This is a genomic window from Lysobacter sp. 22409, assembly GCF_052045105.1.
Classification (GTDB): Bacteria; Pseudomonadota; Gammaproteobacteria; order Xanthomonadales; family Xanthomonadaceae; genus Lysobacter; species Lysobacter antibioticus_B.
This window is the reverse complement of the sequence record NZ_JBQEOE010000017.1, coordinates 76,626-95,518: the sequence shown is the minus strand read 5'-3', so window position 1 is coordinate 95,518 and position 18,893 is coordinate 76,626. Positions and strand designations below refer to the sequence as shown.

At 65.2% G+C, this 18,893-nt stretch carries 17 protein-coding genes; 12 read left to right on the top strand and 5 right to left on the bottom strand.

The window, feature by feature from the left end:
• Positions 1 to 139: 139 nt before the first annotated feature.
• From ACTJJK_RS11145 to rpmH, 5 genes are all read right to left on the bottom strand, one after another.
• Positions 140 to 406, bottom strand: coding sequence for a hypothetical protein (locus ACTJJK_RS11145; protein ID WP_440730216.1), 267 nt, complete (start codon positions 404 to 406; stop codon positions 140 to 142).
• A 427-nt stretch (positions 407 to 833) separates the two neighbouring features.
• The gene (mnmE, locus tag ACTJJK_RS11140) at positions 834 to 2,201 is read right to left on the bottom strand and encodes a tRNA uridine-5-carboxymethylaminomethyl(34) synthesis GTPase MnmE (RefSeq protein WP_440730222.1); all 1,368 of its coding nucleotides are present in this window, start codon (positions 2,199 to 2,201) and stop codon (positions 834 to 836) included.
• A gap of 246 nt (positions 2,202 to 2,447) precedes the next feature.
• The gene (gene yidC, locus ACTJJK_RS11135) at positions 2,448 to 4,169 is read right to left on the bottom strand and encodes a membrane protein insertase YidC (RefSeq protein ID WP_440730215.1); all 1,722 of its coding nucleotides are present in this window, start codon (positions 4,167 to 4,169) and stop codon (positions 2,448 to 2,450) included.
• Positions 4,170 to 4,184: 15 nt separating this feature from the next.
• Positions 4,185 to 4,619 (bottom strand): ribonuclease P protein component, encoded by a 435-nt coding sequence (gene rnpA / locus ACTJJK_RS11130; RefSeq protein ID WP_223619143.1) that lies wholly within the window; start codon positions 4,617 to 4,619, stop codon positions 4,185 to 4,187.
• 53 nt (positions 4,620 to 4,672) lie between these two features.
• Positions 4,673 to 4,813, bottom strand: coding sequence for a 50S ribosomal protein L34 (gene rpmH, locus ACTJJK_RS11125; RefSeq protein ID WP_031374044.1), 141 nt, complete (start codon positions 4,811 to 4,813; stop codon positions 4,673 to 4,675).
• A 310-nt stretch (positions 4,814 to 5,123) separates the two neighbouring features.
• Between rpmH and dnaA the strand changes: the two genes are divergently transcribed.
• The 12 genes from dnaA to ACTJJK_RS11065 all read left to right on the top strand — a co-directional run bounded on the left by dnaA (position 5,124) and on the right by ACTJJK_RS11065 (position 18,514).
• Entirely contained in the window at positions 5,124 to 6,458 is a 1,335-nt protein-coding gene (gene dnaA, locus ACTJJK_RS11120) for a chromosomal replication initiator protein DnaA (RefSeq protein WP_031374043.1), read from the top strand.
• A gap of 511 nt (positions 6,459 to 6,969) precedes the next feature.
• Positions 6,970 to 8,070: a DNA polymerase III subunit beta gene (dnaN, locus tag ACTJJK_RS11115; RefSeq protein WP_440730214.1), complete on the top strand. Its 1,101-nt coding sequence runs from the start codon at positions 6,970 to 6,972 to the stop codon at positions 8,068 to 8,070.
• A 138-nt stretch (positions 8,071 to 8,208) separates the two neighbouring features.
• Positions 8,209 to 9,306: a DNA replication/repair protein RecF gene (gene recF, locus ACTJJK_RS11110; protein ID WP_031374041.1), complete on the top strand. Its 1,098-nt coding sequence runs from the start codon at positions 8,209 to 8,211 to the stop codon at positions 9,304 to 9,306.
• A 619-nt stretch (positions 9,307 to 9,925) separates the two neighbouring features.
• Positions 9,926 to 12,394 carry a DNA topoisomerase (ATP-hydrolyzing) subunit B gene (gene gyrB / locus ACTJJK_RS11105; protein ID WP_031374040.1) on the top strand — a complete coding sequence of 823 codons (2,469 nt, stop codon included), beginning with the start codon at positions 9,926 to 9,928 and terminating at the stop codon, positions 12,392 to 12,394.
• A gap of 76 nt (positions 12,395 to 12,470) precedes the next feature.
• Complete coding sequence (locus tag ACTJJK_RS11100) at positions 12,471 to 13,190, top strand: lysostaphin resistance A-like protein (RefSeq protein WP_440730213.1); 720 nt, start codon at positions 12,471 to 12,473, stop codon at positions 13,188 to 13,190.
• Between the two features lie 67 nt (positions 13,191 to 13,257).
• Positions 13,258 to 14,061, top strand: a complete 804-nt coding sequence (locus tag ACTJJK_RS11095) for a M48 family metallopeptidase (RefSeq protein ID WP_031374038.1) — start codon at positions 13,258 to 13,260, stop codon at positions 14,059 to 14,061.
• Positions 14,062 to 14,197: 136 nt separating this feature from the next.
• Entirely contained in the window at positions 14,198 to 15,415 is a 1,218-nt protein-coding gene (locus ACTJJK_RS11090) for a tetratricopeptide repeat protein (protein WP_031374037.1), read from the top strand.
• A gap of 146 nt (positions 15,416 to 15,561) precedes the next feature.
• A complete protein-coding gene (locus ACTJJK_RS11085) occupies positions 15,562 to 16,242 on the top strand; it encodes an energy transducer TonB (RefSeq protein WP_036149770.1) in 681 nt (226 codons plus the stop codon).
• A gap of 90 nt (positions 16,243 to 16,332) precedes the next feature.
• Complete coding sequence (locus tag ACTJJK_RS11080; RefSeq protein ID WP_031374035.1) at positions 16,333 to 17,082, top strand: MotA/TolQ/ExbB proton channel family protein; 750 nt, start codon at positions 16,333 to 16,335, stop codon at positions 17,080 to 17,082.
• Positions 17,083 to 17,124: 42 nt separating this feature from the next.
• Entirely contained in the window at positions 17,125 to 17,538 is a 414-nt protein-coding gene (locus tag ACTJJK_RS11075; RefSeq protein ID WP_031374034.1) for an ExbD/TolR family protein, read from the top strand.
• A 15-nt stretch (positions 17,539 to 17,553) separates the two neighbouring features.
• The gene (locus ACTJJK_RS11070) at positions 17,554 to 17,967 is read left to right on the top strand and encodes an ExbD/TolR family protein (protein WP_031374033.1); all 414 of its coding nucleotides are present in this window, start codon (positions 17,554 to 17,556) and stop codon (positions 17,965 to 17,967) included.
• Between the two features lie 142 nt (positions 17,968 to 18,109).
• Positions 18,110 to 18,514: an ExbD/TolR family protein gene (locus tag ACTJJK_RS11065; protein WP_036149768.1), complete on the top strand. Its 405-nt coding sequence runs from the start codon at positions 18,110 to 18,112 to the stop codon at positions 18,512 to 18,514.
• The last annotated feature ends 379 nt before the right edge of the window (positions 18,515 to 18,893 follow it).

Sequence of the window (18,893 nt, the reverse complement as noted above, 5' to 3'; positions counted from 1 at the left end):
CGCGGCGTATCGCTCAAGCAAGATCTAGGTCTAGGTCTAGATCAAACGCCAAGAGCTTCCGCCACTAAAGCGGCGGGTTACTTTCTTTTGTCTAAAGCAACAAAAGAAAGGTAACCAAAGAAAAATGCTTTTCTTTGAATCACAGGCCCGCACGATCGGAGCATCCGCGGGGCTTTTTCATACGGGACATCCCTGTCCCGATGAAAAACAGCGCGCATCCCTGCGCGCCGCCCTCCGGGTCTTCTATCGCCTTCGCGAGTGCGGGGCTGCGCACAGCAACGGCAACAGCAACGGCAACGGCAACGGCAACGGCAACGGCAACGGTTATGTTGCTGTTGCTGTTGCTGTTGCCGTTGCCGTTGCCGTTGCTGTCAAAGCTTGGCGCAGTACCGAACTCACGATGCAACCGCAGACCCGTAGGGCGGCGCACAGGACGTGCGCCGTTTTTCGATAAGACAGGGACGTCTTATCGAAAAATCCCGGCGCAAGCTGCGTACTCGCAGGGGAGCTTCGTCAAGGAAAAGCATTTTTCTTTGGTGACTTTCTTTTGGGGCTTTGGCCAAAAGAAAGTTACCCGCACCCCTTAGGGGGCGGAAGCTTCGTGCGTTTGATCTTGTTTGAGCATTGCGCCGCGAGACCGGCGCAGCGCGGTCGCGACTTGTGTCGCTCCTACCCCTTGCGGCTCCGAGAGCGACGAGGCGAGATCGAGGCAATGCGGTCGCGGCTTGTGACCGAAGGAAATCCAGTAGGACGCCGCTCCTACCCTGGAGCGATGGAAAGCGACGACGAGAACTCAAGCAACGCGATCGGCGGCGACCGGTTCCATGCGCACGCTACTTGCCGATACAAAAACTCGAGAAGATATGCCCCAGCAGATCATCGGCGCGCACCCGCCCGGTGATTTCGCCGAGCGCCTCGTGCGCCTGCCGCAAGGCCTCCGCGGCCAGGTCGAGCATCTCGTGATCGAGCTGCACGCGCGCATCGTCGAGCTCTTCGCGTGCGCGAAGCAAGGCGTCGACATGGCGCGCGCGCGCGGTGAACGCGCCTTCGGAGGATTCGGCGGCGTCGCCCTGCGCCAAGGCGCGCAGGCGCGCATGCAGGCGGTCGAGCCCGGCGCCGCTGCGCGCGGAAACGAACACACGGTCTTCGCCGCCGATATCGACCGGCGTCGGCGAGCCGTAATCGGATTCGATCAGGTCGATCTTGTTGTAGACGTACAACCGCGCCGGCACTTCGGCGATCGCCTCGGCGACCGCCTGCAGGCCGGTTTCGGGATCGCTGGCGTCGAGCACCACGATGGCCAAGTCGGCGCGACCGAGTTCGCCGCGCGCGCGGCGCATGCCTTCGCGCTCGATCGCATCGCCGCCGTCGCGCAGGCCGGCGGTGTCGACCAGGGTCAGTTCGACGCCGTCGAGCTTGATCGTCTCGTGCAGCAGGTCGCGGGTGGTGCCGGCGATGTCGGTGACGATGGCGCGGTCGCTGCCGGCCAGCGCGTTCAACAAGGAGCTCTTGCCAGCGTTCGGCGGGCCCACGATCACCGCATGCAGGCCATCGCGCAGGCGGCGGCCGCGTTCGGCGGCGGCGAGCAGGTCGTCGAGTTTCGCTGAGGCGGCAGCGAAGCGCGCGAGCAGCGCCGAGCCGCCCAGGGTGTCGAGCGGTTCGTCGGCGAAGTCGATCGCGGCTTCGACGTGGACGCGGATGGCGAGCAGATCGCCGGCCAAGGCCTCGACCCGGCGCGAGAACTCGCCGTCGAGGGCGCGCCGTGCGGCACGCGCGGCGCGGCCATCGGCGGCGGCGATCAGGTCGGCCACCGCTTCGGCCTGGGCGAGGTCGAGGCGGCCTTCGAGAAACGCGCGTTCGCTGAATTCGCCGGGGCGCGCGCGCCGCGCGCCGAGGGCGCAGGCGCGTGCGAGCAGGGTTTCGAGCAAGGCAGGGCCGCCGTGCGCCTGCAGTTCGACCACGTCTTCGCCGGTGTAGCTGGCCGGCGCGGCGAAGTACAGGGCGATGCCGTCGTCGATGGTCTCATCGCGCTCATCGCGGAAGCGTACGTAATGCGCATGGCGCGGCCGCAGCGCGCGCGCCGCGACGGTCTCGGCGATCGCCAGCGAACGCGGACCGGACAGGCGGACGATGCCGACCCCGCCGGCGCCGGGCGCGGTCGCGATGGCGGCGATGGTGTCGCGGGCGGGGGCGTCGGTCATGGGCGACATGATAGTGGTCCCTCCGTCGTCGTCACGAAAGTAACGCGGTCCGGCTTGTAGGAGCGGCGTCCTACTGGGATACGCCTGTCGCTGCGATGAGCTTGCGCCGGCCTTTGCGGGACCGCAGTCGCGGCCTGTGACCGAAGGAAATCCAGTAGGACGCGGTTGCTCCCCGGCACACCCCACAAACACGAAGCCCGCCTGGCGGCGGGCTTCGTCGATCGGTTCAGGACGCGAACCGGATCGTCATTCCTTGCTGGTCGCCGGCGTCGCTTCGGCGTAGCGCTTGGTGGTCAGGTACTGCTGCAGCAGGCCGAGGCCGCCGTTGGCCACTTGGTACAGCACCAGGCCGGCCGGCAGGAAGGCCAGGATCACGCCGAAGATCAGCGGCATGAACTGCATCATCTTGGCCTGAGCCGGGTCCATGCCGGTCATCGGCGTGAGCTTCTGGGTCGCCCACATGATCGCGATGTTGATCAGCGGCAGCACGAAGAAGGGATCGCGCGCGGTCAGATCCTGGATCCAGCCGAACCACGGCGCATGACGCAGCTCGACCGACTCGGCGAGCATCCAGTACAAGGTCATGAAGATGATCATCTGCGGCAGCAGCGGCAGGCAGCCGCCGACCGGATTGATCTTCTCCTTCTTGTACAGCTCCATCAGCGCCATCTGGAACTTCTGCTTGTCGTCGCCGTAACGCTCCTTGAGCTGGGCGACGCGCGGCTGGAACTTGCGCATCTTCGCCGCCGACTTGTACTGCGCCGCCGACAGCGGGTACAGGGCGAGCTTGAGCAGCACCACCAGGCCGACGATGGCCCAGCCCCAGTTGCCGAACAGGTTGTGCATTTTCTCCAACAGCCAGAACAGGCCGTTGGCGAGGGTCGCGAAGATGCTGTAGCTGCTGAAGTCGACGGCGCGGTCGAGGCCGGCGACGTCCTGGGCTTCGATCGCCTTGACCAGCTTCGGGCCGACCCACAGGCGCGCTTCCGTCACGGCTTTGGCGCCCGGGGCGACGTTGACGCCGGGGCCCATGTCGCGGATCAGGTACTGCGGCGCGGCGCCGGCGCTGAGTTCTTCGAGCGAGAACTGGCCCGCGTCCTTCGCGCCCGGGATCCAGGCGGCGAAGAAGTGGTGCTGCAGCATCGCGATCCAGCCGCCGTTGACCTGCTTGTCGAGCTTGCCGTCGTCGCTGAAGTCCTCGAACTTGCGCTTCTCGTACTTGTCGGTCGGGCTGTACCACGCCGCGCCCTGGAAGCTGTACTGCTCGGGGCTGAAGGGCCCCTTGTGGGCGAGCTCGCGCGGCACCCGGCTGAGCTGGCGGTAGACGTAGCCCTGCCACGGCGAGGTGCTGGCGTTGACGACTTCGTCGCGCACGCGCACGGCGTAGTCGCCGCGGCGGAAGGTGTAGGTGCGCTGGATGCTGACGCCGTTCGGGCCGGTCCAGGTAAACGGCACGGCGAGCTCGTTGACGCCCGCGGCCAGGACCAGGTTGCGCTGGTCGCCGGCGTAGCGGAAACCCGACTCGTGGGTCGGCGCGGCGTTGCCCTGGCTGACCCAACCGCTCTGGGCGACGAAGTACAGGGTCGAGTCGCTCGCCAGCAAACGCATCGGCGGGCTGTTCGGCTCGGAGGTCATCGGGTACTTGAGCAGGTCGGCTTCGCTGAGCTCGCCCCCGCGCAGGTTGACCTTGAGCACGTCGGTGGTCACCACGACCAGGGCCTCGCCGGCGGTCGCGCCGGCGGTGGTCACCGTCGAGGCGGGGGCCGGGGTGTTCGGCACCGCGGCGGTGTTCGGAGCGCCCGGCACGCCGGCGGCAACCGCGGGCGCCGCCGTGGGCACGCTGCTGGCCGGTGCGACGGCGGCCGCAATCGGAGCCGGCGGCGCCGACTTCTCCTTGCCCCACTCCATCCACAACAAAGTCGCCACCATCAGCCAGGCGAGGATCAGAAAAGCACGGGTCTGGTTCATGGGCAGCAGGCAGGCTCAGCCGGGACCGGGGTCCGGCAGGGGGTCGGAGGGGGAAGCGGCCGGCATTGTGCCGGGCGCAGGAGTCAGGGGCAATGCAGGCGCAGGCCGGGTACCGGCGCGCTTGAGCAGACTGTGGAAAGCGGTGCGGAGTTCCTCGCCGCTGCAGCGCGAGGCCCCAGGGCGGGCGACGATCACATAGTCGCCCGGCGCCAGTTCGTCCCGGGCATGGCGGAAGGCGTCGCGCAACACGCGCTTGATGCGGTTGCGGCCGACCGCATGCGGATCGACCTTGCGCGACACGGCCAGACCCAGTCGCGGGGCGACGGCCTGATCGGCTTGGAAATGCAAAGCAAGCACGGGCAGCGCCACGCGCCGACCATGCTTGAAAATTCGATCGAAGTCGGAGCGCGCGCGTACCCGCGCGGTGCGCGGGAAGCGGGTCGAATTCATCGTATGCGTACGGCCGCGCGGCGCTGGGTCAGCGCAGGCGGCCGAATCGACGCTTAGGCGCAGAGACGCTTGCGGCCCTTGGCGCGACGACGGGCGAGAATCTTGCGGCCGTCGGCGGTCGCCATGCGGGCACGGAAACCGTGGTCGCGCTTGCGCTTGAGGTTGCTGGGCTGGTAGGTGCGCTTGGTGGCCATGATCCGGCTCGATGTAACGACGTAATAGGACCGCCGATTCTAGAGGTTGCCCAGAGTCCGGGTCAAGCCCTTGTTTACTTTGACGTTTGGACCGGCCCATCGACGGCGCCGTCGTGCGCGTCGGCACGACGCGCGCAGCCTGTGCATGAACCTGTGGATTAGTCCTGTTCCGGACTGGGTCCCGATGGTAGTCTGACCGACCCCCGGCCCTGTCCGCCACGATGTTCGCATCGTGCGCTCGGCCGCTTTCGTCCGCTGCGCCGCCAGGCCTGCCGACCGAGTCAGTTACGCATAAGAAGACGCATTACAGATGGAAGCCTGGCCCCGCTGCCTCGAACGCCTCGAAGCCGAATTTCCGGTCGAGGATGTACATACCTGGTTGAAACCGCTGCAGGCGACGCGACGCGACGACGTCACCGTGCTGTATGCGCCGAACGCGTTCGTGGTCGAACACGTGCGCGAACGTTACCTGGGCCGTATTCGCGAGTTGCTGTCGTATTTCGCCGGCAGCGGCGAGGTCAGCCTCGAGATCGGTTCGCTGCCGCGGGCGGTGCCGGCGGTGGCGCGCGAATCGGAGATCGCGGTCAGCGCGCCGCGTCCGGTCGCGCCGCCCGAGCCGTTCCAGGGCAACCTCGACAATCACTACACCTTCGACAACTTCGTCGAAGGCCGCAGCAACCAGCTCGGCCGCGCCGCGGCCTGGCAGGCGGCGCAGAAACCCGGCGAACGCGCCCACAACCCGTTGCTGTTGTACGGCGGCACCGGCCTGGGCAAGACCCATCTGATGTTCGCCGCCGGCAACGCCATGCGCGACGCCAATCCGGCGATGCGGGTGATGTACCTGCGTTCGGAGCAGTTTTTCAGCGCGATGATGAAGGCGCTGCAGGACAAGACCATGGATGCGTTCAAGCGTCAGTTCCAGCGCGTCGACGCGCTGCTGATCGACGACATCCAGTTCTTCGCCGGCAAGGACCGCACCCAGGAAGAGTTCTTCCACACCTTCAATGCGCTGTTCGACGGCAAGCAGCAGATCATCCTGACCTGCGATCGCTATCCGCGCGAAGTCGAAGGCCTGGAGCCGCGGCTGAAGTCGCGCCTGGCCTGGGGCTTGTCGGTCGCGATCGAGCCGCCGGACTTCGAGACCCGCGCCCAGATCGTGATCTCCAAGGCCAAGGAACGCGGCGCCGCGGTGCCCGAGGAAGTCGCCTTCCTGCTGGCCAAGAAGATGCGCTCGAACGTGCGCGACCTGGAAGGCGCGCTCAACACGCTGACCGCCCGCGCCAACTTCACCGGCCGCGCGATCACCACCGAGTTCGCCCAGGAAACCCTGCGCGATCTGCTGCGTGCGCAGCAGCAGGCGATCGGCATCCCCAACATCCAGAAGACCGTGGCAGACTACTACGGCCTTCAGATCAAGGACTTGTTGTCGAAACGGCGTACGCGCTCGCTCGCTCGTCCACGTCAGGTCGCCATGGCGCTGACCAAGGAACTGACCGAGCACTCGTTGCCGGAGATCGGCGATGCCTTCGCCGGTCGCGACCACACGACCGTTTTGCATGCCTGCCGGCAGATCCGCACCTTGATGGAAACCGACGGCAAGCTGCGTGAGGATTGGGACAAGTTGATTCGCAAGCTCAGCGAGTGAGGCCGCCTGGACCGCATCCGCGGTCCGCGCTCACCCGATGGGAACGCAACACCGCTCGATGGCGTCGTCGTAAACCGCGAGAGTTCGGTGCCGACGTTCGTGGTCCGGATGCCCGTCATCCGCCTCGTTCGCCGAAACCGGAACCCTGCCAGGCAGATGCCTGCCTGGAACGCTTGAGTTGTCGCCGCTGCCACCGCTCGCAAGACGATCCGCGCTGCGACGAGACACAAGGTAATCGGTAAGTGTTTGTTGCGAAAGGCATAACTCGGGGGATGAAAGTCGTACAAACTGTGGACAAGTCAGTGGCCGCCAATCGGCGCCCTTTTTATCCACAGGATGTACCGCATGCCCAGGGCCAGTTCTACCCGCTTTTGAAGTACCGAAAACCGCTTGTAAATCAATTGCTTAAATGACTTCTCCAGCGTTTTTCGCTACACCATCACCACCAAGCTTTTGATTTATACATCTCTTTAGTAATGGGCTTAGGCCCACCGACGGGCAAGGGGTCCGCATGCGTTTCAGCCTGCAACGCGAAGTCTTTCTCAAGCCGTTGGCCCAAGTGGTCAACGTCGTCGAACGTCGGCAGACCTTGCCGGTCCTGGCCAACCTGCTCGTGCAGGTCAAGGACGGGCAGCTCTCGCTGACCGGTACCGATCTCGAAGTCGAAATGATTTCGCGGGTCGCGGTCGACGATGCGAAGGACGGCGAAACCACGATTCCGGCACGCAAGCTGTTCGAGATCATTCGAGCGCTTCCGGACGGCAGCAAGGTCACCGTTACGCAGACGGCGGAGAAGGTCACGGTCCAGGCAGGACGGTCGCGCTTTACGCTCGCCAGCCTGCCGGCCAACGACTTCCCGTCGATCGACGAAGTCGAAGCCACCGAACGAGTTCGGGTACCGGAAGCCGCCCTCAAGGAGCTGATCGAACGCACCGCGTTCGCGATGGCCCAGCAGGACGTGCGCTATTACCTCAACGGCCTGTTGTTCGACCTGCGCGAGAACAGCCTGCGCTGCGTCGCCACCGACGGACACCGCCTCGCCCTGTGCGAAGCGCCGTACGAAGGCAATGCGCAGACCAAGCGCCAGATCATCGTGCCGCGCAAGGGCGTGCAGGAATTGCAGCGTCTGCTCGAAGGCGGCGATCGCGAAGTCGAGCTCGAGATGGGCCGCGGGCACATCCGGGTGAAGCGCGACGATGTCACCTTCACCAGCAAGCTCATCGACGGCCGTTTCCCGGATTACGAAGCGGTGATCCCGATCGGCGCCGATCGCGAGGTCAAGATCGAGCGCGAAATCCTGCGTGCGTCCCTGCAGCGTGCGGCGATTCTGTCGAACGAGAAGTACCGCGGTGTGCGCATCGAGGTCTCGCCGGGCCAGCTCAAGATCAGCGCGCATAACCCGGAACAGGAAGAAGCGCAGGAAGAAGTCGAAGCCGACACCAAGGTCGACGACCTGGCCGTGGGCTTCAACGTCAACTATCTGCTCGATGCCCTGACCGCATTGCGCGACGAGCACGTGATCCTGGCGCTGCGCGACGCGAACTCCTCGGCCCTGGTGCGCGAGGCTTCGAACGAACGTTGCCGTCATGTCGTGATGCCGCTGCGCCTGTAACGGCAAGCGCAACGAAACCGGGCCAACCACCCGGTTCCACGTGGAACATCACACGCCCGGCCAGTCCGGGCGTGTCCGTTTGTGGCTTTCGGATCGCCTGCCCGACTGCCGGCCCTCCCCTTCTGCGATCATCTGCCGATGCATGTCACCCGTCTGGAAGCCCGTGGATTCAGGCGTTTCGCCGAAGTCAGCCTGTTGCCGGCTCCCGGAATCAACCTGATTACCGGCGAGAACGGTGCGGGCAAGACCAGCCTGCTCGAGGCCCTGCACCTGATGGCTTACGGCCGCAGTTTCCGGGGCCGCGTGCGCGATGGCCTGATCCGGGCCGGCGACCCCGCTCTCGAGGTCTTCGTCGAATGGCAGGAGGCGCGGCGCGAGCAGCGCCGCAAGGCCGGACTGCGCCACAGCGGCCAGGAATGGGTCGGCCGCCTCGATGGCGCCTCGGTGTCCCAGCTCGGGGAATTGTGCGCGGCCTTGGCCGTGGTCAGTTTCGAGCCCGGCAGCCATTCCCTGATCACCGGAGCCGGCGAGATCCGCCGCCGCTACCTCGATTGGGGGTTGTTCCACGTGGAACCTGACTTCACTCCGCTATGGCGGCGCTATACCCGGGCATTGAAGCAGCGCAACGCCCTGCTCAAGGCGCGGGCCCGCGACGGCCAGCTCGATGCCTGGGACCACGAGCTCGCCGAGGCCGGCGAGCCCCTGACCCGGCGCCGCCACCAGTACCTCGACGAACTGCAGCCGAAGTTTTCGGCCCTGGCCGCCGAACTGGCGCCGGGGCTCGGGGCGGTGCGCCTGGATTACCTGCCGGGCTGGCGCCGCGACGAGTTTCCGCTCGCCGATGCCCTGCTGCTGGCCCGCGAACGCGACCAACTGGCCGGCTACACCTCGGTCGGGCCGCACCGGGCCGACTGGCGTATCGCCTTCGGCGGCCTACCCGGCCGCGAGGCTTTGTCGCGGGGCCAAGCCAAGCTCACCGCCTTGTGCGCCCTGCTCGCCCAGGCCGAGCACCATGCCGCGATCCGCGGCGAATGGCCGGTGGTGGCCCTGGACGATCTTGCCTCCGAGTTGGACCGGAATCATCAGCAACGGGTGCTGGAACGCCTGCTGGCGTCGAAGGCCCAGGTTTTCATCACCGGCACCGATCCGCCGCCGGCCCTGGCCTCGATGCAGGTCGAACTGACCAGGTTCCACGTGGAACATGGATTGCTCGGCGAGCTGCCGCAGTCGGGCTGAGCCACGGCGCTCGAAACGCCCTGAGAATCCCTATCGGGAGTGGGCGGATCGAGGCCTTCGACACAGAGGGCTCGTGGTTTCGGGCGACCGGGGCTTCGACCGTGCTGGCCCGGAAGTCCGGTGGTTGAGGTGCGGCCTTGCTCGTGGCTGCCCGGACCCGGTCGTGCAACCATCCGCCGCTTCGCGTGGCCCCAGCCGAGAATGCTGCCACTTGCGGGGGAGCGGGCCTGCTGTTCCCGACGGTCGCCCTCGCCCAACAAGGTCCGCCGAGCTAATGCCGTGGCAGCGAAGCCGCTAACGACAAGCCTTGAGCGGCGCCAAAGCCGGTCCAGGACCCAAAACCTTCGTTTCAACCCATGTTCCACGTGAAACATGGGCCTCATCTCCCGCGCCGGCTTTAAAAACCCCGGCTTCGCCACCATCTCAGAGGCCTGGACGGCGCTGTAAGCGCCTCGGAGCCCGTTCCAGGGACGAGCGCCACCCACCCGGCGCTCCGGCGCCGCGTCCGTCGTAGCGCGGGGCCGTACGCCCCGCCTGCTATACTTCGATCACTTCTTTACTGTGTCTCGACGCGTCCGGCGCCCTCGCCGGCAGCGCGTCGTCGGAGCCTGTTGACGCAATGACCAACACCGAGCACGACCCCTCGCAAGATCCGACCTCCGCCCCGGCCCCGCAATCGCAGACCTACGACTCCAGCAAGATCACCGTCTTGCGCGGTCTCGAGGCCGTGCGCAAGCGCCCGGGCATGTACATCGGCGACGTCCATGACGGCACCGGCCTGCACCACATGGTCTTCGAGGTTGTCGACAACGCCATCGACGAAGCGCTGGCGGGTCATGCCGACGATGTGATCGTCACCTTGCACGAAGACGGTTCGGTTTCCTGCTACGACAACGGTCGCGGCATTCCGGTCGACATCCACAAGGAAGAAGGCGTGTCCGCGGCCGAGGTGATCCTCACCGTGCTGCATGCCGGCGGCAAGTTCGACGACAACAGCTACAAGGTGTCCGGCGGTCTGCACGGCGTCGGCGTGTCGGTGGTCAACGCCCTGTCCGAGCACCTGTGGCTGAACATCTGGCGCGACGGTCACCAGTACCAGCAGGAATACGCCCTCGGCGAGCCGATCTACCCGCTCAAGCAGCTCGAGGCCTCGAGCAAGCGTGGCACCCTGCTGCGCTTCAAGCCGGCCGTGGAGATCTTCACCGACGTCGAATTCCACTACGACATCCTGGCCAAGCGCCTGCGCGAGCTGTCGTTCCTGAATTCCGGGGTCAAGATCACCCTGGTCGACGAGCGCGGCGAAGGCCGCCGCGACCTGTTCCAGTACGAGGGCGGCATCCGTTCCTTCGTCGAGCATCTGGCCCAACTCAAGACGCCGTTGCACCCGAACGTGATCTCGGTGTCGGGCGAACAGAACGGCATCACCGTCGACGTGGCGCTGCAGTGGACCGACTCCTACCAGGAGACGATGTTCTGCTTCACCAACAATATTCCGCAGAAGGACGGCGGCACCCACCTGATCGGGTTCCGCGCCGCCCTTACCCGCACCCTGACCAACTACATCGAACAGAGCGGCCTGGCCAAGCAGGCCAAGATCGCCCTGTCGGGCGACGACATGCGCGAAGGCATGATCGCGGTGCTGTCGGTCAAGGTACCGGACCCGAGCTTTTCCTCGCAGACCAAGGAAAAACTGGTCAGTTCCGAGGTCCGCCCGGTCGTTGAGAGCACGTTCGGTGCACGTTTGGAGGAGTTCCTGCAGGAACACCCCAACGAGGCCCGTGCCATCACCGGCAAGATCATCGACGCCGCCCGCGCCCGCGAAGCCGCGCGCAAGGCGCGCGACCTGACCCGCCGCAAGGGCGCGCTCGACATCGCCGGCCTGCCCGGCAAGCTCGCCGACTGCCAGGAGAAGGACCCGGCGCTCAGCGAACTGTTCATCGTCGAGGGCGACTCCGCAGGCGGCTCGGCCAAGCAGGGCCGCAACCGCAAGACCCAGGCGATCCTCCCGCTCAAGGGCAAGATCCTCAACGTCGAGCGCGCGCGTTTCGACCGCATGCTTGGCAGCGCCGAAGTCGGCACCCTGATCACCGCGCTCGGCACCGGCATCGGCAAGGACGAGTACAACCCGGACAAGCTGCGCTATCACCGCATCATCCTGATGACCGACGCCGACGTCGACGGCTCGCACATCCGCACCTTGCTGCTGACGTTCTTCTACCGGCAGATGCCCGAGCTGATCGAGCGCGGCCACATCTACATCGGCCTGCCGCCGCTGTACAAGATCAAGCAGGGCAAGAACGAGCTCTACCTCAAGGACGATGCCGCGCTCGACGCTTACCTCGCCGGCAACGCGGTCGAAGGCGCCGGGCTGATTCCGGCCGCCGGCGAACCGCCGATCGAAGGCGCGGCGCTGGAGAAGTTGCTGCTGGCTTACGCCAGTGCGCGCGAAACCATCGCCCGCAACGCGCATCGCTACGATCCGAACGTGCTGCAGGCGCTGATCGATTTCACCCCGCTCGACACCGCGCATCTGCTGGCCAATGTCGACGAGCGCCACGAACTCGACCTGCTCGAAAAGCGTCTCAACCAGACCGGCCTGGGCAAGCCGCGTTACGCGCTGGAACTGCATCCGGCCAACGAAACCCGCCAGGCCGCATTGCTGGTCACGCGCAATCACATGGGCCAGCAGCTGATCCAGGTGTTGCCGTTGTCGGCGTTCGAAGGCGGCGAGTTGCGTTCGCTGCGCGAAGCGGCGTCGATGCTGCACGGCCTGGTGCGCGAAGGCGCGCAGATCGTGCGCGGCAACCGCGCGCAGGCGGTCACCAGCTTCGCCCAGGCCCAGGCCTGGTTGCTCGAAGAAGCCAAAAAAGGCCGCGCTATCCAGCGATTCAAGGGTCTGGGCGAAATGAACCCCGAGCAGCTGTGGGACACCACGGTCAATCCGGAAACGCGTCGCCTGCTGCAGGTGCGCATCGAAGACGCCGTCGCCGCCGATCAGATCTTCAGCACCTTGATGGGCGATGTGGTCGAACCGCGCCGCGAGTTCATCGAAGACAATGCGCTGAAGGTGGCCAATCTCGACGTCTGATCCGGCGGCGTCTGATCCGGTTGCGGATCTGATCCCCGCGTCGTCGCCCTCGCCGGCGACGACGCGCCGCGGATGGTTGGGCAGCGTCGCCGGATTCGCGATCGACTTGCTGCTGTCGGTGGTGTTGCTCGCCGCGTTCGTCATGATCGGCGGTGTGCTGTGGGGACTGTTGCAAGGCCTGCGCGGCGTCCCGGTCGAAATGGACGCCGGCTCCGATGCGATGATCGCGATCACCCTGGTCGGCACCGGCCTGGGCGCATTGACGGTTTATCTTTTGCGTCGCCGGGCGACGCGCGAGGAATGCGCCGCCTCGTGGCGCGCCCTGTGGCGAAAATCGACCTGGCTCGCGATCCTGGTGGCCCTGCTCGCGACCACCGGTTTCAGCATGCTGGTCGGCCTGCTCGCGCAGCAGCTGCAGGTCGAGATGACGCCCAGCAACCTGGTGCTCAGCGAAGCGGTCGCCAAACATCCGTTTCTGTTGCTGATCTTCGCCGTGCTGATCGCGCCGGCCTACGAAGAATTGCTGTTCCGGCGGGTGCTGTTCGGCCGACTGTGGGCCGCGGGGCGGCCCGGGCTGGGCCTGGCGCTGAGCTCGATCGCCTTCGCACTGGTCCATGAGCCGCCCGGGCTCGGCGCCAGCCAGGGCTGGAACATGCTGATGCTGTGGGCGGTGTACGCCTTCATGGGCGCGGTCTTCGCCGCCACCTACCGGCGCACCGGTACCCTGTGGGCGGCCTTTGCGGTGCATGCGCTCAACAACCTGGTGGCAGGTACGGCGCTTTTTGCAAGCCTTTGAGGCACCCTCGTTGACGAAGTATTAATCCAGGCGGCGCTACAAAGTTAGTTCGTTCTGGGGAATCGTCATGAAACGCATCCTGTTTGCGCTTTCGGTCGCCGCCGTGGTGACCGCCTGCGCCACCACGACTTCGCCGACCGGGCGTACCCAGCACATCGGTGCGGTGTCGCAGGAGCAGCTCAACCTGATGGGCGCCAAGGCCTTCGAGGAGGCCAAGAGCAAGCAGCGCCTGAGCACCGACCCGCGCCAGAATGCCTACGTGCGCTGCGTGGTCAACTCGATTACCCAGCAACTGCCGCAAGGCTGGCAGGCGAACTGGGATGTGGCCCTGTTCGCCGACAATTCGCCGAATGCCTTCGCCCTTCCGGGCGGCAAGGTCGGCGTCAACACCGGCATTTTCACGGTCGCCAAGAACCAGGACCAGCTCGCGGCGGTGATCGCCCACGAGATCGGCCACGTGGTCTCGCGCCATCACGACGAACGCATCACCCGGCAAATGAGCGCCCAGGTCGGCCTGGGCATCCTCGGCAGCCTGGTCGGCTCGCGCTACGGCGAGGGGGCGGTCAACGCCACCAACCAGCTCGGCGGCGCGGCCCTGCAGACGGCGTTCTTGCTGCCGGGCTCGCGCACCCAGGAAAGCGAGGCCGACGTGGTCGGCCAACGGCTGATGGCGCAGGCCGGCTACGACCCGCGCCAGGCCGTGAACCTGTGGCAGAACATGATCGCCGCGAGCGCTTCGCGGCCCCCGCAATGGCTCTCTACCCACCCCGACCCGCAATCGCGCATCCAGGAGCTGAACGCTCGCGCCGGGGCCTTGATTCCCACCTTCGAGCAGGCCCGCGCCTCCGGCCGTACGCCGAAGTGTGGATGAAATCCAGGTGAAAATGGCTGTGTTAACCCGTATCGCGCGGCCCCAAGTTTCTGTTAGCGTGACGGCCCCTTGGCCTTGCGCCGTTCCGCCACAAGGCCACCCGCCTGCGGCCGCTGAGTCTCTCTGAGGTGAGTACATGAACAAGCAACCCACCCGCCGTAGCACCCTGCTGGCCGCCGCGATGGGCGTGACGCTGGTCTTCGGCGCAGTCTCCCAGGTCAACGCGCAGAGCATGGCCGAGCGCAATGCGCAGCGCCGCGCCAACAAGGAAAGCAGCAAAGGCAGCACCACCAAGGCCGAGAACCAGTTCCCGAACGCGACGCGCACCGCGCCCGACGCGAAGGCTTCGTCGAAGGGCGGCGCCAAGCTGCAGAAGATGATGGAGTTCTACGACAAGGAAAAGGCTGCCGAAGCCCGCGCCGTCGCTGACGAAATCATCGCCAACACCGCCTTCAACGCTTACGAGCGTTCGTTCGCCGCGCAGATCGGCGCCCAGCTCGCCTACGACGGCGACGACAGCAAGGCCGCGATCGCCTATCTCAAGCAAGCGCTGGAATTCAACGGCCTCGACAACAACGGCCATTTCGGCGCGATGTTCATGATGGCCCAGCTGCAGCTGCAGGAAGACCAGTACGCCGATTCGCTGGCGACGGCCGATCGCTTCCTGGCGGAAACCAAGAGCACCAAGCCCGAGCACCTGATCGTGCGCGGCAACGCCTTGTACCGTCTGGAGCGTTATCCGGACGCCGCCAAGGCGATCAAGCAAGCCATCGACGCCTCGCCCGAGCCGAAGGTCGAATGGCAGCAATTGCTGATGGCCAGCTACATTGAGAACAATCAGGGTGCCGACGCGGCCAAGATCGCCGAGGCGATCGCCGCCAAGACCCCGAACGACAAGCGCGCCCAGATGAATGTCGCCGCGGTGTACTCGCAGGCCGACATGCTCGACAAGGCCGCCGTCGTGCTGGAAAAGGTCCGCGCCGCCGGTCAGTTCACCGAAGACAAGGACTACCGCCAGCTCTACGCCACCTATCTGAATCTGGATGGCAAAGAGAAGGAAGCGGCCGGCGTGATCACCGAGGGCCTCGAGAAGGGCGTCCTCAAGCCGGACTACCAGGCCTACGTGGCGCTGGCCCAGTCCTATTACTTCTCCGATCAGACTGCGAAGTCGATCGACGCGTACAAGAAAGCGGCTCCTCTCGCACCGGATGGTGAGACGTACCTGAATCTCGCCCGTGTTCTGTGGCAAGAGGATCGCATTCCCGAGGCAAAGGAAGCCGCCAAGCAGGCGATAGCGAAGGGCGTTAAAAAGCCCGACGACGCCAACAAGATTCTCGCGCTGAAAGGCAAGTAATTCAGCAAAGAGATGCCCAACCGCGCTTGGAACCTGTGACGCGGTTTGGTATATGCTAGGAGGTTCCCGCGACTGGAAACGGTTGCAGGAACCGAACGATGGCCCGAGGCGCCCTGGCGTCCGGAAACACCTCCCGAGCTGACGGCATGACGCAAGACCTCGAACTCCAAGTTAGGAAAGATGACAACGACCGCGAAGGGTTGAACTGGGCACGTATTGCCGGTATCACCTGCGCGATCGCTGTGCATGCCGCGGCGCTCCTGTTGTTGCTGGCCCCAATGACGCCACCTGCCCAGCAGCAGGACGAAGAGCAGGTGACGATGGTCAACATCATCAAGCCTCCGCCGCCGCCCCCGCCGCCGCCGCCGCCGCCGCCGGAACCGCCCAAGGAGCTCAAGCAGCCTCCGAAGGAACTGTCCCCGCCGCGACCGACCCCGACTCCCCCGCCGCCGGACCAGCCGCCGGTCGAGAATCTGGACCCGAGTCCGATCGACCCGCCTGCGCCGCCGCCGGCTCCGCCTGCGCCGCCGACGGCCGCCAGCGACATCGGCTCCAGCGTCGATCCGTCCTCGCGTCGCCTGAATCCGCCGAAGTACCCGCCGACCGAAGCCCGTCAGGGCGTAGGCGGTACCGTAGTCCTGGTCATCAGCATCGACGCCCAGGGCAACGTCATGGACGTGCAGGTCGAAAAATCCAGCCGTAACCGCAATCTGGATCGCGCGGCCATGGACGCTGCCCGCAAGTGGCGCTTCAACCCTGAAGTGCGCAACGGTCAACCGGTCGCCAGCCGCGTCCGCGTTCCCGTCGATTTCGTCCCGCCGACCTGATCGGGGTCGGCGCGACTGTTGTCCCGCCTGATGAACACCGCTACTTCGTAATACCTTCTTTCCTTTCCACGACATTCAAAGGTAAGCGTCATGCTGCAGCAAACCACCACCGCCGCCGCCGGAGGCTCCAACGCTGAAGCGCTTCAGCAGATGAGCTTTTCGCATCTGTTGCAGAACTTCGACCTCGTCGGCTGGATCGTGTTCATCACGCTCACGCTGATGTCGGTTCTGTCGGTCTACTGGATCGTCATCAATTTCGTTAAGAATCTGCGCCTGCGCGGCTCTTCCGACCGCGTCGTCAGCACGTTCTGGGAAACCCCGAACGCCCAGGACGCGATCCGCTACATGGAAGAACAGTCGCGCAGCGAACCGTTCTCCAAGATCGCCCTCGACGCCGCCCAGGCCGCCGCTCACCACCAGCGCCACGAAGGTTCGCGTCTGGTCGAGTCGCTGAACCGCTCGGAGTTCGTCGATCGCGCCCTGCGTCAGGCCGTGACCCGCGAGAGCTCGCGTCTGGAAGCCGGTCTGACCGTGCTCGCCACCGTCGGCTCGACCGCTCCGTTCGTCGGTCTGCTCGGTACGGTCTGGGGCATCTACCACGCCCTGCTCCGCCTCGGCGCCAGCGGCGAGTCCTCGATCCAGGCCGTTGCCGGCCCGGTGGGCGAAGCGCTGATCATGACCGCGATCGGTCTGTTCGTCGCGATCCCGGCCGTGCTCGCCTACAACTTCTTCGTGCGTCTGAACCGTGTCACGAACAACAAGTTCGACACCTTCGCCCACGACCTGCACGACTTCTTCGCCACCGGCTCGCGCGTCGGCGAACTGTCGAACAAGCGCTAATCAACACTGACGCCTCTCATTTAGCGTAGTTGGAGTTCGGACATGGCCTTCAGTACAGGCAACGACAACGGCCCGATGGCCACCATCAACGTCACGCCCCTCGTGGACGTGATGCTGGTGCTGCTGATCATCTTCATGATCACCGCGCCGCTGATGACCCATAAGGTCGAAATCAAGCTGCCCGAAGCCACTCTCACCAAGACGGAGGAGCCGCCCAAGACTCCGCCGATCACCTTGGCGATCCAGGAGAGCGGCTCGCTGTATTGGAACGACGAGCCGATCACCCGCGACCAGCTGGAGAGCCGTCTTTCGGTTGAAGCGCAGAAGACCCCGCAGCCGCAGATCAACGTCCGCGGCGACCGCACCACGAAGTACCGCGTGGTCAATGAAGTGGTGACCATTGCGCAGAGGCAGGGCATGCGCAAGGTCGGCTTCATCGCGATCAAAGAACGTTAATCGGAGACCGAGCACATGGCTTTCAGCAACAACTCCGATAGCGGCGCGATCTCCGACATCAACGTGACCCCGCTGGTCGACGTGCTGTTGGTGCTGCTGATCATCTTCATGGTCACGGCGCCCACGGTGTCTTACCCGATCGACGTCAACCTGCCGCAACCGACGTTGAACCCGCCGCCCCAGACGCAGGAGCCGCCGCCGCCGATCGCGCTGCGGATCGATTCGACTGGCCAGGTGTTCTGGAACGACAACCCGACGCCGCTGCAGGCGATCCCGGGGATGATGAAGGAAACGGTTCAACGCGATCCCACCAATCAACCTCTGCTAGAAATCGACACCAACGAAGACGCCGAATACGGCATCCTCGCCAAGGTGCTGGCTTACGCCAAAAACGCAGACATGAAAAAGATCGGTTTCGTCCAGAAGTAATTCTTGCGAAACCGACGCTTACCGTCGTGAGAACGCCGCCCACCGGGCGGCGTTTTTTTATGCGCGATCGCCGCCTCTTGCGCGACGAACTGTGACGGGCTTAACGTGAAGCCGGGCGTCCCGCCCCAGGATGGAGGTGCTTATGGCCGGCTCCGCTTACTCCGTTTCCGCGTACCGCAACGACGAGGTCGTCGCTGAAATCAACGTCACGCCCCTGGTCGATGTGCTGTTGGTGTTGTTGATCATCTTCATGGTCACCGCGCCGGTCCTGACCGGGCAATTGAACCTGAGCCTGCCCGTTTCCCGCGACAAGCCGGTGCCGGTGGCGCCCAAGGCGATGCTGATCGTCGAGCAGGACGGAAGCTTCGAGCTCGACGGCCGCAGTCTGTCCGCAACCGAGTTGCCGGCCGCATTGAAGGCGCTGGCGGTGGCCTCGCCCGACACCGTGCTCGAGGTTGGTGCGAACGCCGATGCCGATTACCAGGGATTCACCCACGCGATTTCGGCTGCGCGCGACAGCGGTTTGAGCAATATCTCGACGCGTTGAGGAAGGTCCGCCTGCGTTGAGCGTTCGTATCGACCACGATGGGACGGCCGCCTGCGAGGGCGGCCGTTTTTCTTGGTCTCGTGTCGTGACTGCGTTATTTCGGTCCTGCGCCTGCAACGGCGCTAACCTTCTGTAGGAGCGGCGTGAGCCGCGACCAAGGGATTCGCAAAGGTGACAACGCCGTTGTCGCTCGTCGAAACGGTTTACTTTCGCAGGGTAGGAGCGGCGTCCTACTGGATTTCCTTCGGTCACAAGCCGCGACCGCGATGTGATGGTCTTGTGGCGCGTCTATCAAAAGCAAAGCTTCCGTCCGCTGACGCGGCCGGGTTACTTTCTTTTGCTAAGCCCAAAAGTCCGTCTGGATTCCCTTCGGTCAAAG